We start from the raw sequence: 15,199 nt of genomic DNA, 5'->3' as shown, positions 1-15,199 counted from the left end.
TGGCGGGAAATCGCGGATGACGCCACGACCGATGCCGGGCGAGGCCGGCATGTCGCACCTGAACGGGCGGCCGTCGATATCAGGGGAAGGTCGATCGCGGACGACGACCGCCGATCGATGTGACCGATTCGATCACCATGCAGGCACGGAGCATGGCGAGCCGGCCACGCCTGCTTGCCGGGAGATACGTCCCCGCATCTCCCGGCACCCTTGAGCGTCAGTGGCTTTGTGCAGGCGTGAAGACGCCGCGAAAGCGCATCTTCCCGGACGCGAGGCGGTCATAGGCTTCCGTCGCCTGGTCCAGCGAGAACGTCTCGACGATCGGCTTGACCTTGCCTCTGGCGGCGAGATCCAGCACTTCGCTCAGGTAGCGCAAGCCACCATGCGTGGAGCCGATGACCTGCTGGCGCATCATGTGGAACGGCTTGCGCTGCGACGCGATCGAGAACGGCTTGCTGAAGTCGAGCCCGCAGAGGATCACCCGGCCGTCGACCCGCACGCCCGTCATCGCTTCCTCTGCAGTACTGAACTCGTTGGTCGTGACCAGCAGGACATCCGCGCCGCCCAGGTCGCGAAGCTCCGCGCCGTTTTCGACGACCCGGTCCGCGCCCAGGCCGATCGCGAGGTCGCGCTTGTCGGCCGAATGCGTGATCGCGATGGTCTCGAAGCCGCACGCGCGCGACAGTTGCAGCGCCACGTGCCCCAATCCGCCGATGCCGAGCACGGCCACCTTCTCGTGTGGTTGCGGCGCCGCATCGCGCAAGCCGCTCCATGTCGTGTAGCCCGCGCACATCATCGGCGCGGCATCGACATACGCCAGAGCGTCGGGCAGCAGCACCGTGCCCTCGGCCGCGACGGCGATGTACTCCGCATGCCCGCCCTGCGATGCGAACCCGGTGGTCCGCGGCGCATCGCAGTTCACGGCCGTCTGGCCGGATAGCGGACGATGCTCGCGACAGTACGGGCAGCGCCCGCATGCGGACTGCACCCACGTCGTGCCGATCCGGTCGCCCACCCGGCGCGCATGCACGCCCGCGCCCACTTCGACGATTTCGCCGACCACCTCGTGGCCCGGTGTCTGCGGGTAGATGTCCCCGCCGTAGCCCTGGGTGGCCCACACGTCCGTGTAGCACATCCCGGACGCGTGCACCTTCACCAGCACCTGCCCCGGACCGGCTTCCGGCACCGGCACTTCCCGCACTTCCCAGGGCCGGTTGGCCCCCGTCATCACGATCGCCTTCATCTTCATTGCCTGCTCCTTGTTCAACCGAACGCAGGGCCTAGTCTAGAAAAGGCGCATTATCATGACAATCTCGCCAATCTTTACGTCACGATGAAATCAGCTCATCAATTGAAAAGCGGCGATCTCTTCTCGCTCAACGTGTTCCTCGCCGCGGCGACGCATCTCAGCTTCCGCACGGCATCGGTCGAGCTCGACGTCACGCCGTCGGCGATCAGTCATTCGATCAAGAGTCTCGAGCAGCGCCTGGGGGTACGCCTGTTCAATCGCACCACGCGCAGCGTGTCGCTGACGGACGCCGGCGAACGGCTCGTCGACAAGCTCCGCCCGGCGATCTCGTCGGTGGCGGAAGCGATGCTCGCGGTCGACGGGATGCGCGACACACCCAGCGGCACCGTGCGCATCAACGCCAGCGAAGGGGCGATCCACCTCGTGCTGAAACCGGTGCTCGCGCGCTTCCTGCGCGACTACCCGCAAGTCCACCTCGATATCGTGACGGACGGCAAGCTCGGCGACATCGTTGCCGGCGGATTCGACGCGGGAATCCGCCTGGCCGAAGCGGTGCCGCAGAACATGATCGCGGTGCGCGTGTCCGATCCGGTGCGATTCGCCGCCGTCGCGTCGCCGGCCTATTTCGCCGCGCGCGGCCGACCCGACGCGCCGCAGGATCTGGACCGACACGACTGCATCCGCTTCCGCTTCGACAGCGGTGCGATCTACCGCTGGGAGTTCGAGCGCCGCGGTGTCGTCGAAACGGTGAACGTCAGCGGCCCGCTCACGCTGACCGACCAGCCGTTGATGGTCGACGCCGCGATCGACGGGATCGGGATCGCATTCGTGCCCGACCATCTCGTCCGCGATGCGCTGGCCGACGGGCGTCTCGAACGCGTGTTGGCCGACTGGTGTCCGGTCATGCCGGGGCTGTGCCTGTATTACCCCGGTCATCGCCACGTTTCGGGCGGGCTGCGGGCGCTGATCGACATGGTGCGGATTCAATCGCCCGATGCCAATCGAGCGGCATCGCAGCCAGCGCAACGCCGCAAAAGCAGGAAGCCCGCGAGCGACTGATTTTCTGCGGGTTTTCGATCGTCGCCGAATCGCACGGCAGTCCATCCGGGCAGCGCGCGGATTCGGTGCAGCATCGCATGCCAACGAACGGCTGCGCTGAACAGAACGCATACCTAACGATGACCGACATCGAGCATGTAGCCTTCCCCGCGAATCGTGCGAATCAGGCGCGGCTCCTTGATGTCCTCACGCAACTTGTGACGCAGGCGTGATATCTGCACGTCGATGCTGCGATCGAACGTGTCGATCGACTTGCCGCGCGCGGTATCCATCAAGTATTCGCGGCTCAACACTCGCCCCGGCGCGGCGAGGAACGCATTGAGCAGGCGAAATTCCGCGTTCGACAACGGAATGACCGTGTTGTCGGCGGCAATCAGGTGGCGGCCGATCTGGTGAAGCCGCCATCCGGCGAAGCGGCTTTCCTCCTGCGCCCTCGTGCGGCCTTGCGTTTGCGCACGCACGCGACGCAGGATCGTCTGGATGCGCGCGACCAGTTCACGCGGCTCGAACGGCTTGACGATATAGTCGTCGGCGCCCAGTTCCAGCCCGACGATCCGGTCGGTCATCTCGCCGCGCGCGGTCAGGATGATCAATGGGATCTCCGACGTCGCGCGAATCTCGCGGCAGAGATTGAGGCCGTCGTCGTCCGGCAGCATCAGGTCGAGCACCACGAGATCGAAGCCGCCCTCCCCGAGCGCGAGATGCATTTCCGCGCCTGTGCCGGCTTGCGCGGTCGTCATGCCGAAGTCTGCAAGGCAGTCGCACAACAGGCTGCGAATCTGCGAGTCGTCGTCGACGACGAGAATACGAATCGCTTTGTTCACGGCGTCTTGTCTCCGATGTTGCGGCGGTGTGATGTGCCCCACACTCATTATTGCCCGCCAATATAAGGGCTTTTTGCACGAATTATTGCAGCCTTGAAATAATTGCCCCCGCACCTTGCCCCGCAAGGTCATCCGAAGAAATCGGGACGCCTGATGAGCATTCGCATCATGGATAACCCGCCCGGTGTTTTCCCGAAGAGACGTCGCTGAACATCGTCCGCCTTCGCCGCCCCGCCTCGCTTCGCGCCTCCTGCCGCAACCTTGCCCAACCGGAAAGCCTTTGTGTCAGCGCGGATACAAAGCCGATATGAAACAGAAATGCCCGGGTCTTAACGTGGCTCCCAGGTCATATCGAGGCAGGAGACACGCGGGACATGAACTACGCACAACCCAAGCCACCTGTCCGGCGCATTGGCGGCATCGCCTTCGTGGTCGGATTGCACGCGGCGATCGTCTACGCATTGCTCACCGGTCTCGCGACGAAAGTCGTGGACGTGATTCGTCAGCCGATCGAGACGCGAATCATCGAAGAGATCAAGCCGCCGCCCCCTCCACCACCACCGCCGAAGCAGATCGCACCGCCGCCGCCGAAGCACGTCGCGCCACCGCCGCCGTTCGTGCCGCCCCCGGAAGTGCGCGTCGCGGCGCCCCCGTCGCAGAACGCGATCACCACGCAGTCGACTACGCCCGCGCCGTCGGCCCCCGTCGCGCCGCCGGCACCGCCCGCCGCTGCCGCGCCGGTGTCGACGAGCGTCGGCGTGGTGTGTCCCAACTCGACGCAGGTCCGCGCCGCCATTCGCTATCCGCGTGAAGCGCTCAAGGACAACCTGACCGGCGACGTCGTCGTGACGTTCGTGGTCGGCACCGACGGCAACGTCAAGGACCTGAGCGTGACCCAGTCAGCCGCGCCCGTTCTCGACAGGGCCGCGGAAAACGCAGTGCGGCAGTTCCACTGCGTCGCCCAGGGCGAGGAAGTCCGCGTGCAAGTGCCCTTCTCTTTCAAGCTCGATTGAGGCTGCGCTCGACAGCCGTTCTTTTTCTACCTGCCAACGCATTTCAGGAGACGTTCATGATCAACCGTACCCGCAAGGCCGCTCTGGTGACGGCTCTGTTCCTCGCGGCCAGCGCCGCCCACGCCGCCACCGATACGGTGACGAATCCCTATGGCCTCGATGCGCTCTGGAAAGGCGGCGATTTCATCGCACGAGGCACGCTGCTCATTCTGGTCGTCATGTCCATGGGCAGCTGGTACATCATCGTTGCGAAACTGCTCGAGCAAGCGCGTGTGCTGCGCCGCGCGAAGGCGGCAGAGACGGGTTTCTGGAAAGCGGGCAGTCTCGGCGAAGGCACGAAGAAACTGGACGCCGGCAGTCCGTTCCGCTTCATCGCCGAAGCAGGTCTCGCGGCATTCGATCATCACGAAGGCGCGCTGGTCGAACAGGTCGACCTCCACGATTGGGTGGCGGCGGCCATCGAGCGGGCGACCACGTCCGTCTCGAGCCGCCTGCAGGACGGCCTCGCGTTTCTCGGCACCGTCGGGTCGACCGCGCCGTTCATTGGCCTGTTCGGCACGGTGTGGGGCATCTATCACGCGCTGACGGCCATCGGCATCGCAGGCCAGGCCTCCATCGACAAGGTCGCGGGGCCGGTCGGCGAAGCGCTGATCATGACCGCGATCGGCCTGGCTGTCGCGGTGCCCGCAGTGCTCGGCTACAACTGGCTCGTGCGCCGCAACAAGGCGGTGATGGAGCGCGTGCGCGGGTTTTCGACGGAATTGCACATCGTCATCCTGACCGGTACGACCACGGCCATGACCGTAGGCCCCCGCGACGGCGCCGAGCACGACGAGACCATGTCGTCCATCAACACGACGCCACTGGTCGACGTGATGCTGGTGTTGCTGATCATCTTCCTCATCACGATTCCGGTGGTATCGCACACCGTGCCGGTCACGCTGCCCAAGGAGGCCGTGCAGCCGCTGCAAACGACCCCGCAGAACGTGATTCTCGCCGTGACGAAAGAAGGCGACGTGTTCTGGGACGAACGGCGCGTACCCGACGCGGCAACGCTCGTCGAGAAGCTCAAGGCGGTCGCGGTGCAGTCGCCGCAACCCGAAGTCCACATCCGCGGCGATCTCGACGCGCGCTACGCCGCCATCGGCCGCGTCGTGTTTGCCTGCCAGCGGGCGGGCATCGTCAAGGTCGACTTCATCACCGAACCGCCGCCGCGCCAATGATCCCTCCATACCGACAAGGAGACCCGAGATGGCTATGACGATGCCCACCGGCAACGCCGACGAAGCCGACGTGATGATCGAGATCAACACCACACCGCTCATCGACGTGATGCTGGTCCTGCTCATCATGCTGATCCTCACCATTCCCATCCAGACGAACGCGGTCAAGCTGGACATGCCGACCGGCACGCCGCCGTCGCAACCGCAGACACCGCCGGTGGTGCAGATCGATATCGCAGCCGACGGCACCATCGCATGGAATGGCGAGACGCTGGGTTCGCGCGAGCAACTGGAAACGCGCTTGCACGACGTCGCCGCCAACCCCGCGCCGACGGAACTGCATTTGCGGCCCGACAAGGCGGCGCCTTACCGCGCCGTCGCCATGGTCATGGCGTCCGCGCAGCGGCTCGGCGCGAACCGCATCGGGCTCGTGGGCAACGAGCAATTCATGCAGTAATCGCCTTCTCATCACGGAGCCCTCATGTTCGACTCCAACCCCGATTTGCTCGCCCCCGTGGCGGCCCCAAGCCCGCCATCGGATTCACCCGCCGGACCACTCGCGTGGTTCGGCCTGGCGATTCTCGTGATCGTGGCGTTCTTCGCCTTCGTCGACCGTCAGATGCTGATCCTGCTGACGGAGCCCATCCGCCACGATTTCGGGCTGACCGACACGCAGATCGGCCTGATGCAAGGCGCAGGCATCGCGCTGTTCGCGGGCGTGGCCTCGTTGCCGATCGGCTGGGTCGCCGACCGCGTGGATCGCCGTGTGGTGCTGGTCGCGTGTGTCCTCGTCTGGAGCGCTGCCACTGCGATCTGCGGCGTGACCACCCACTTCTGGCAGTTGTTCATCGCCACCGTCGGGCTGGGGATCGGCGAAGCCGGACTGGTGCCGGTGATCTACGGCCTGATTCCCGACCTCTTCCCTGCCCGCCAGCGCGTGCTCGCCAATGCGATCTTCGCGCTCGCCAACCTGCTGGGCGCAGGTGCGGGAATGGCGCTCGGCGGCGCACTGATGCACGGCATCGCCGAGGTGCACGGCGCGTTGCCGGCCGGACTCGCCGATCTGGCGCCGTGGCGGCTCGCGTTCTTTGCCGTTGCGCTGCCTGCCCCCGTGCTGGCCGTGCTGGTGCTGCTCATCCGACCCGGAAAGCACGGCGACACGGAAGCATCCGCAGCGCGTCACCGGACTTCCGCGCCGCTGCCGTCCGCACCGGTCTACTTCCGGCGCGAAGCCGTCACGATGGCCAAGTTCTTCGGTGCCATCGGACTGGTCAACTTGTCGTTCGGCGGTGTCGCGACATGGATGCCGGTCGTGGCGGTGCGAACCTTCGGCGCTACGCCGGCTGAAGCCGGCGGCGGCATGGGCGTGGCGGCGATGGCCGGTGGTATCGCGGGTTGCGTGCTCAGCGGACTCGTTGCCGGCCGCATGAGAGCGCGCTTCGGCGTGCTCGCGCCGCTGCGTGTCTGTGAATGTGGCGCGCTGGTCGCCGGTGGCCTATCGTTCCTCTATCTGGCCGTGGGTTCGCTTACGCCGGTCTACGCGCTCTTCGGCGCACAGCTCGCCTGCATGGTCGCAGGCATGGTTCTGTTTCCCACCATCATGCAGAACATCTGCCCTGCCCACTTGCGCTCGCGCGTGGCGGCGATTGGCGCCCTGACGTCGATCGTCGTGCAGTCCGGCAGCCCCGTGTTCATCGGTTTCATGTCGGATCGTCTGCACGCGTTCAGCCAGGGCTTGCTGTGGTCGATCGTCTGCGTGGCGGCGTTCGGCTTCTTTGCGGCCTGCATGTTGATGCGTGCGGCGGGCCGTGGTGTCCGCGAGGCAATCGAACGCTATGCGTAATTCCCTTCTTCCTCCCTCTCCCATGTCACCTCGCACGCTCTCACTCTCACTGCGTATCGAACGCTGGCCGTTGGCCACTCCGTTCCATATCACCGGCCACGTCATCGACGCCGCTCGCGTCGTGAGTGTTACCGTCGACGACGGACAAAACGCCGGCCACGGCGAAGCATCCGGGGTCTTTTACCTGGGTGAAACACCCGAATCCATCGCCGCGCAAATCGAAAGCGTCCGGGCGTCGATGGAAGCGGGGATCACGCGCGCGCAGTTGCTCGACATCTTGCCGCCCGGCGGCGCGCGCAATGCGGTCGATGCTGCATTGTGGGCGCTTGAATCACAACAGCAAGCCATGCCTGTCTGGCGCATCGCGGGCCTCTCCGCACCGCGCCCGTTGCGGACCACGATGACGATCGGCGTGGATACGCCGCATGCAATGACTGAAGCCGCGCAGAGACTGCCCCACGCCAGGGCGCTGAAGGTCAAGCTGGACGGCAGCGCCGCCGACGCCGCGCGCCTCTCCGCAATCCGTGAGATCCGCCCGGACATACCGCTCGCCGTCGACGCGAATCAGGGCTGGTCGCGCGCGCACTTCGACGCGATGATCCCCGTGCTGCAACAGCTTGACGTCTACATGCTCGAACAGCCGTTTGCGATCGGTGCGGACGCCTGTCTCGAAGATATCGATTGTCCGATCCCCCTCGCGGCCGACGAATCGTTTCAGGACCTCGGCGACCTGCCCGCCGTCGCGCGCCGCTACGACATCGTCAACCTCAAGCTCGACAAATGCGGCGGCCTGACACGCGCGCTCGACCTCGCCGCGCGTGTGCGCGAAGCCGGCTTGTCCGTGATGGTCGGTTGCATGGCAGGCACTTCGCTGGCGGTCGCCCCCGCATTTCTGCTCGGGCAACTGTGCGATCACGTCGATCTCGACGGACCGATCTTCCTCGCCCGCGATCGTGAGCCGGGCGTCACCTACATCGACGGCCTGCTGCACTGCCCGCCCCAGGTCTGGGGCTACGCGGGTGTCACCGCATCCTCTCGCTGAGCTATCACCATGACATCGGATTCATCCGCCACAACGACGCAGCTCGACGCGCTGTTCATGCCTTATCGCAGCGCCAATGCCCCCGGACTGATCGCCGGCATCGTCCATCGCGGCCAGCTGCTGTATCGGCGCGGTTTCGGCATGGCCAGCCTCGAACACGGCCTCGCCAACACGGCGGCCACACGGATGCGCATCGGCTCGGTCAGCAAGCATGTCACGTGCCTCGCCGTGCTGCTCCTGTGCGAACGCGGCGCGCTCGATGCCGACGCCCCCATCGGCGCATATCTGCCGGAGCTGCCGCCGGCCGCGGGCCGACCGACGTTGCGTCAGTTGATGTCGCATCGCGGCGGGCAGCGATGCGCACTGGACCTTGCCCTCCTGACGCAGGGCCTCGCCATGTCGCCGCAGGGCGCGTTCCTGGCTTCACAGCAACGTCAACGCGACGAAAACTTTCCGCCGGGCGAACGCATGATGTATTCGAACGGCGGCTATCACCTGCTTTCGCTCGCTGTCGAACGTGCGAGCGGGATGCCGTTCGGCGCATTCCTCGCGACCCATATCTTCGCTCCCCTGCTCATGCACGACACCGCGTGCGTACCCGACGACATGACAATCGAGCGCGGCATCGCGACGATGCATGTTCCTGACAGCACCGGCGAATACCGGCGCGGGATCTTTCCGACGTGGGAACTGCTGGGTGAAGGCTCGATCGTCTCGACCGTCGACGACATGCTGCGATGGACCGCACACCTGCGATGCCGCGACAAGATCGTCGGCAACGACGACACCTGGCGCCAGATGCTGGCTTTGCCCGTATTCTCCAGCGGTCAGCGCAGCCAATACTCGCTCGGTCTCACGCAGCGTACCTATCGAGGTGTCGAGCTGATCCACCATTCCGGTGGCGTCGTCGGTGGGACTTGCCAGATGCTGGTGTCGGTGGCACACGGGCTCGATGTCGTATTGCTCAGCAACGGCGCGCTCGGCTCACCGCTCGAACTGTCGAAGCGTGTCGTCGACATCGTGCTGGCGGGCGAGCTCGGCAGCGATAGCCCACCTGTCGCGACACGCGCCGCCGACCATACGGCGCGCCTCGGCAGCTACCGGTCGGCCAGCACCGGCGCCGTGTATGCACTGGAGGATCACGAAGGCGTGCTGGTGTTGACGGGACCGCTTTGCCCCAGGCCGCCGATGACGCTCTACGACAGCGCGGACGACCTGAACGACGTGCAGGTCGAAGCGGGCGGCGACGGGCCGCTGGCGTTGCGATGGGGGTCGTCTCGCACACCGAACGATCCGTCCAGCCTGCGCATCGTGCATTGCGGCCACGTCGATACGTTCGCACGCCTCGGCGAAGCGCCCGCGATGACGGCGCAACTCGTCGCCGCGATGTCCGGCACATTCGCAAGCCACGACGCCCATGCCCGCGCGATCATTCGACTCGACAACGAAACACTCGTTCTTCGCATGCACGGCGCGACGGGCCATTGCGACTACCGCCTCACGCCGCTGGCCCACGATGCGTTCGGTCTGGCGCCGGTCGATCCAGTGGACGTCATGACCGGCATCGTCACGTTGATGCGCGATGCAACGCGCGACAACGTCACCGGCTTTCGCGTCGATACCCCGCGTACCAGGCACCTCGCCTTCACACGAGTGCACGCCGAAGCCTGATACGTGCCGGCGTCGAACGACGCCGGCACGTGTTCACATCGCCGATGCAAACGGATTCGACACGCGCGGCCAGTAGTTGAGATCACGATGCCGATAATCCAGCTCGGCGAAGTTCATCGTGAGCGCACCTGGCGCAGCGATATGCAAGATGGCCTTCGAGCGCGACGCGAATTCGGTTTGAAAATGCTGCGTCGATTTCACGACCACCAGTTTCTTGCCGGGAAAGTCGATGCCGAGGCCGGTGAATACGTCCACGCCGAGCACCTGGGTGCGAACCGATATCAGCGCGATGTCGAGCCCGTTGTCCGATTCTACCCACACCGCCCGGCCAAGCGGTTGCTCGAGACCCATGATGCTTTGCGTATGCCGCTCCACCACGCTGCGTACCGTGACGCGCAGGTCCACCGGGTCCCCTGAGTACACACTGCATTTACCGCCAATGCGCAAATTCAGCGTGGCCCCGACACCTGCGTCCTTGCAGATCTGGATGGCGCCGAGATCCCAGAAGCACCCGATCGCAACATTGGCAATCCGTCGCTCGACCACGCGACGCAAAATGAACGTGCTGTCGCACGGCGCGCCACCGCCGGGATTGTCCGCGACATCCGCCAGCACGACCGGGCCGCCGTCGACCGCGAGCGCACGATCCAGGCCGGAATCGATATCGAGCCATGCGGGGCGTGTCGCGTCGCGCAGTTCCCAGAACTCGCGCGCCAGTTGCGCCGCCAGCGCGTCGGCCTTGGCGAGATCGTTGTCCGTCACGACCCAGAGTTTCGCGCCGGCTTCCGGCACGTCGCCCCATGGGAACCCGTGCCCGAGCGACACCGACAGCACGCCGTCGCGCCCTTCGAACGACTGCATGCGCCGAACGAACCCCGCCATCGGTTCGCTGGTGGTGTGCCACGCACCGACCATCCGGCAGTCGAACAAGCCGGTCGTCGGACGGATGCGTCCGGCCGCCATATCGAGCGCCAGCCGATAGGCGTCGCGCGCCCGATCGATGGCGTCGACATGCGGATACTCCTTGTAAGCGATCAGGACATCGGCCGATGCCTTCATCAATTGCGTGAAATGACAGTGCGGGTCGAGCGTGACCGAGATGGGAACATCCGGGCCGACAATAGCGCGAACGCCGGCGAGCAGATCGCCTTCACAATCGTCGTAACCCTCTGCCACCATCGCGCCGTGCAGCAGCAGAATCACGGCGTCCAGCGGCAAGGCGGCCTTCACGCCACCGAGGATCTCGTCTCTCAGGGACTCGTAGACCGCACGAATCGTGCGGCCGGACGGCTGGGCTTCGGCACACAGACCTTCAACGATGTCGTGACCGTCACCCTCCGCGAGGCGCCGCACTTCCGCGAGCACATGCCCCACGCCATCGGGCTCGCGCACACTCGCGTCGCCATGAAAGATGGTGAACTCCTCGAAGCCGCCCCATCCGGTCGGGCACGGAGCGAACGTATTGGTTTCGGTCGAAAGCTGAGCCGTATATATCTTCATGACGAGGTCTGCCGAAAGGGATTGAAGGGGGTGGAACGACTATAAGCACGCGCTATTTCCGCTTTGTGAGCAATCTGTATCAAGCGTGAAACAGAGCAGTGCCAACGGTTGCTCCGAGCCCCTCCTATCGACGCGGCAACGTGACCTGTGCCACCAGCCCGCCTTCCGGACCGTTGCGCAACACCAGTTCCCCGCCGTGACGCTTCACGACGTCGTTCGCGATGGCGAGGCCAAGCCCAGTCCCGCCCGTGTTCCTGTTGCGCGAACTTTCCACCCGGTAGAACGGCTCCAGCGCCCGCTCCAGTTGCGACTCCGGTATGCCCGGGCCGTGATCGACGATCTGGATACGCACGCACGACGGTGCGTCGATCAGGCGGATGTGTGCGTCTTCACCGTATCGAATCGCGTTGGCAACCAGGTTTGTCAGGCAGCGTTTGAGGCCAAGCGGTTGTGCCGAGATCGGGGGCACCTCACCGCTGATCGTCACCTTCTGACCGTGTTCGGCCGCATCTTCCGCGATGGCATCCACCAGTGCATTGATATCGACCGGACTGAAATCCTCGACCACCTCTTCATTGCGCAGAAACGACAGGGTCGCCTCCAGAAGCTGTGTCATCTCGTCGATATCGTCTCTGAGACGGTCGCTCAATTCGACATCCTGAGCAGATCGAAGGCGCAGCTTCATGCGCGTCAGCGGCGTGCGCAGATCGTGCGACACGGCGGCGAGAAAGCGGTTGCGCTCGCTCATTTGCCGCCGCAGCGACGCCTGCATCGTGTTGAACACGCTGGCAGCCTGACGTGCCTCGACAGGGCCGATTTCCTTGATGGGCGGCGCATCGATATTCCTCGACAGTTCAGCCGCACCGACGGTCAGCGTGCGGAACGGGGCGGCCAGCATGCGCGCGCCGATCCAGGACGAGATCAGCGCCGGCAGCACCTGGATCATCACGGCGGCGCCCCACTGCAGCGACGCACTCATCCCCGGAGGCGGCTTGAAAGGAGCGGTGCTGTAGAGCTTGAAGAGCAGCAGGCCGGCACTGATCTGCATCACGAGGATGATCGAGATCATCACGAAGAACAGGCGATAGAAAGCGGAATCGAAGCGGGGTTTGTGCATGGTCATGGCCGACGGCGAGCGATGGCGTCGATTATCGCCCGTGAATGTAGGGGCCATGTGAGCCGTTTATTGCAAACCCGAAACATGTCTTCGCCCCGGTTGCGCCTCGTCGGCCGTCCTGGCCGCCCTTCCCCCTCACCGATCGTTTGTATCAGCACCGATACAAACGCCACATGAACCAGAAATAACCGGCACTTACCGTTCACCCTGAGTCGCGCTACACGGCATCGCGTTCAGTCGATCGCAAAATCAGGAGGAGACAATGGTGAAGATGAAAAACCGGACGAAGCACGCGGCGGGTTCGGCAACGTTACCGCTGCGACACGGCAGGCGTTACGCCCCGCTCTTCGTCGGACCGGTATTCGGGTTGGCATCGTTGGGCGTGCATGCGCAGGAACAGGCGAAAACGCCCGTGCAGACTCAGCAGGTCGCCGCGCCGGATGCGGCGTCCGCTGCGACGCCTGCCGCCGCATCCGGCACCACGGTGCCGAATGCCCCTCCGGCTGAGGTGACGAAGGCGCAAGGCAAGGGCGGCGCGACGCTCAATACCGTGGTGGTGACCGCGACACGCCGACGTGAACCGGCTCGCGAAGTCCCCATGCAGGTCAACGTCCTGTCGGCCGACGAGTTGCAGAAGAGCGGCGCGAAGACGATGTCCGATTTTCTCTCTTCGGAGCCGGGTGTCGACCTGAACGCCAGCGGCGGCAGCGGGTCGGGGCAGGTCAGCATCCGCGGCGTGACAACGGGTGTGCAGACAGGGCCGACGGTCGGCATGTATGTCGACGACGTCGCGTTCGGCGGCAGCACCGTGTTCTCCCAAAGCGCAACGTTCGCGCTCGACATGAGCCTGCTCGACCTCAATCACGTCGAAATCCTGCGAGGTCCGCAGGGCACGTTGTATGGCGCGGGTGCAATGGGCGGCTTGCTGAAAAACGTGACCAACGAACCGGACTCCAGTCAATTTTCCGGGCAAGTCGGCACCGGCGTGTCGGGAACGGCGCATGGCGGCGTAAGCGGGACGGCCAACGCCGCGTTGAATATCCCGCTGAAGACCGACGTTGCCGCGCTGCGCGTCTCCGTGTTCGGCCAGCACGATGGCGGTTATGTCGACGCAGTGGGCCCCAAGGCGGACTCCCACATCGATCGCGGCGACACCTACGGTGCCCGCGCGTCGTTGCTGCTGACGCCGACCCGGGATTTGACGGTCCGGCTGACCGCGCTCTCGCAAAACATCAATCGCAACGATCCGAACTACGTCGAATACGGCGCCGACGGCAAGCCGGTCTGGGGTGACCTGACCACGCGACAGTTTGCCCAGCAGCCCTTTCATCAAAACATCCAGCTCTATTCTGCCGGGATCGAATACGAACTCGGCTGGGCGCGCCTGAACTCGATCACGTCGTATCAAAGGATCAACACGAGCGCGCCGCAAGACCTGACCGGCGTCTATGGGCCGCTATTTGCAGCCCAGGGGCTGGACCTGGGTTCGGTAGTCGCCAAGGACGTGGCCACCACGAACAAGGTGACCCAGGAGTTTCGCCTGACCTCGCCGGGCAACCAGCGACTCGAGTGGCTGGCCGGCCTCTTCTATACGCACGAGCGCAGCAACTCGAGCGAAGGATTCCTGACGACGTTGCCCGACGGCACACCCGGCCCGAACCTGTCGGAGCTCCAGGCGCCCAGCACGTACAACGAGTACGCGGCATATGGCGACCTGACGTATCACCTCACGCCGCGCCTTTCGCTGACGGGCGGCGTCCGGATCGCCCACAACACCCAGACCTATGAACAGACGACCTCCGGTACGCTCGCCGGCCCGACACAGACCATCTCTGCACCGTCGTCGGACACCAGCAAGACCTACATGTTCACCGCGCGCTATGCGCTGACGTCCAACAGCAATGCGTATGTCCGCATCGCCAGCGGATACCGGCCCGGTGGCCCGAATGCGCTGCTGATCGACCCACTCACCGGCATGCGCGCAGCCGGTAGCCCGACCTTCTCGCCCGACACGCTGTGGAGCTATGAGGCGGGCTACAAGGCCGACCTGCTCGACAAGCGGCTGTCGCTGGAGACGTCGGTCTACGACATCGAGTGGAAGAACATCCAGCAGCTCGGCACGGTCGATGGCGTCAACCAGGTCATCAACGCCGGCAACGCGCGAATCAAGGGCCTGGAGTTCTCCGGCACGCTCCGCCCCACCCCGCATTGGAACTTCAGTGCGAACCTGTCGCTCATCGACGCCAGCCTGACGAGCGGCAACGCTAGCGCGGGTACGACAGCGGGCCAGCCATTGCCGAACTCGGCCAAGTTCGCCGCTACGCTCTCGGGCACCTATCTGTTCACCGCGCAAGGGTATCCGTCGTATGCGGGCATTACCCAACGATTTGTCGGCCGACGTCATAGCGGGTTCGACGCCAGCTCGGGCCGGCCGGATTACCCGTTGCCGGGCTACGCGATCACGGATCTGCAAGCGGGCGTGGATTTCAAGAAGTTCAGCCTGGCCTTCTATGTTCGCAACCTGTTCGACCGTCGCGCGTTGATCGCGGCCGGTACTTCGCTGATTCCGATGGGCGGCCCGGCGCTCGTCAGCGTGATTCAGCCGCGCACGATCGGCGCGGCGCTTACCGTTCCGTTCTAAATCATATGGATAACTGA

At 64.9% G+C, this 15,199-nt stretch carries 12 protein-coding genes and 1 pseudogene; 9 read left to right on the top strand and 4 right to left on the bottom strand.

From position 1 onward, the window contains the following. Positions 1-217: 217 nt before the first annotated feature. Positions 218-1,249, bottom strand: a complete 1,032-nt coding sequence (locus tag BCO18175_RS18980; RefSeq protein WP_174983150.1) for an alcohol dehydrogenase catalytic domain-containing protein — start codon at positions 1,247-1,249, stop codon at positions 218-220. A gap of 84 nt (positions 1,250-1,333) precedes the next feature. Between BCO18175_RS18980 and BCO18175_RS18975 the strand changes: the two genes are divergently transcribed. Beyond that, positions 1,334-2,308: a LysR family transcriptional regulator gene (locus tag BCO18175_RS18975; RefSeq protein WP_174983148.1), complete on the top strand. Its 975-nt coding sequence runs from the start codon at positions 1,334-1,336 to the stop codon at positions 2,306-2,308. A gap of 113 nt (positions 2,309-2,421) precedes the next feature. On the opposite strand, the gene BCO18175_RS18970 is transcribed toward BCO18175_RS18975, so the two are convergent. Continuing rightward, the gene (locus BCO18175_RS18970; protein ID WP_438820503.1) at positions 2,422-3,264 is read right to left on the bottom strand and encodes a response regulator; all 843 of its coding nucleotides are present in this window, start codon (positions 3,262-3,264) and stop codon (positions 2,422-2,424) included. A 242-nt stretch (positions 3,265-3,506) separates the two neighbouring features. On the opposite strand from BCO18175_RS18970, the gene BCO18175_RS18965 reads away from it, so the two are divergent. The 7 genes and pseudogenes from BCO18175_RS18965 to BCO18175_RS18935 all read left to right on the top strand — a co-directional run bounded on the left by BCO18175_RS18965 (position 3,507) and on the right by BCO18175_RS18935 (position 9,924). Beyond that, the gene (locus tag BCO18175_RS18965) at positions 3,507-4,145 is read left to right on the top strand and encodes an energy transducer TonB (RefSeq protein ID WP_174915213.1); all 639 of its coding nucleotides are present in this window, start codon (positions 3,507-3,509) and stop codon (positions 4,143-4,145) included. Positions 4,146-4,201: 56 nt separating this feature from the next. Then, positions 4,202-4,933, top strand: a pseudogene (locus BCO18175_RS18960) (MotA/TolQ/ExbB proton channel family protein); the annotation flags it as partial. A 9-nt stretch (positions 4,934-4,942) separates the two neighbouring features. Beyond that, on the top strand, positions 4,943-5,368 hold the full coding sequence (locus BCO18175_RS18955) for an ExbD/TolR family protein (RefSeq protein WP_217483920.1): 426 nt from the start codon (positions 4,943-4,945) through the stop codon (positions 5,366-5,368). A gap of 28 nt (positions 5,369-5,396) precedes the next feature. Then, positions 5,397-5,825 (top strand): ExbD/TolR family protein, encoded by a 429-nt coding sequence (locus tag BCO18175_RS18950; RefSeq protein ID WP_174969511.1) that lies wholly within the window; start codon positions 5,397-5,399, stop codon positions 5,823-5,825. A gap of 24 nt (positions 5,826-5,849) precedes the next feature. Further along, positions 5,850-7,211 (top strand): MFS transporter, encoded by a 1,362-nt coding sequence (locus BCO18175_RS18945; RefSeq protein WP_174983146.1) that lies wholly within the window; start codon positions 5,850-5,852, stop codon positions 7,209-7,211. Next, the gene (locus BCO18175_RS18940) at positions 7,204-8,253 is read left to right on the top strand and encodes a dipeptide epimerase (protein ID WP_174983144.1); all 1,050 of its coding nucleotides are present in this window, start codon (positions 7,204-7,206) and stop codon (positions 8,251-8,253) included. Before BCO18175_RS18945 ends, BCO18175_RS18940 begins: the two co-directional genes overlap by 8 nt. Positions 8,254-8,262: 9 nt before the next feature. Further along, positions 8,263-9,924, top strand: coding sequence for a serine hydrolase domain-containing protein (locus tag BCO18175_RS18935; RefSeq protein ID WP_174983142.1), 1,662 nt, complete (start codon positions 8,263-8,265; stop codon positions 9,922-9,924). 33 nt (positions 9,925-9,957) lie between these two features. Here BCO18175_RS18935 and BCO18175_RS18930 read toward each other — a convergent pair whose 3' ends face one another. Both BCO18175_RS18930 and BCO18175_RS18925 read right to left on the bottom strand, forming a co-directional pair. Continuing rightward, a complete protein-coding gene (locus BCO18175_RS18930; protein ID WP_174983140.1) occupies positions 9,958-11,424 on the bottom strand; it encodes a M81 family metallopeptidase in 1,467 nt (488 codons plus the stop codon). Between the two features lie 124 nt (positions 11,425-11,548). Next, positions 11,549-12,547 (bottom strand): ATP-binding protein, encoded by a 999-nt coding sequence (locus BCO18175_RS18925; RefSeq protein ID WP_254608124.1) that lies wholly within the window; start codon positions 12,545-12,547, stop codon positions 11,549-11,551. Between the two features lie 256 nt (positions 12,548-12,803). On the opposite strand from BCO18175_RS18925, the gene BCO18175_RS18920 reads away from it, so the two are divergent. Further along, positions 12,804-15,182 (top strand): TonB-dependent receptor, encoded by a 2,379-nt coding sequence (locus BCO18175_RS18920; RefSeq protein ID WP_174983139.1) that lies wholly within the window; start codon positions 12,804-12,806, stop codon positions 15,180-15,182. Positions 15,183-15,199 lie beyond the last annotated feature (17 nt).

Origin of the sequence: Burkholderia lata (assembly GCF_902499335.1) — a bacterium.
Classification (GTDB): domain Bacteria; phylum Pseudomonadota; class Gammaproteobacteria; order Burkholderiales; family Burkholderiaceae; genus Burkholderia; species Burkholderia lata_B.
This window is presented reverse-complemented; position numbering and strand designations above follow the sequence as displayed.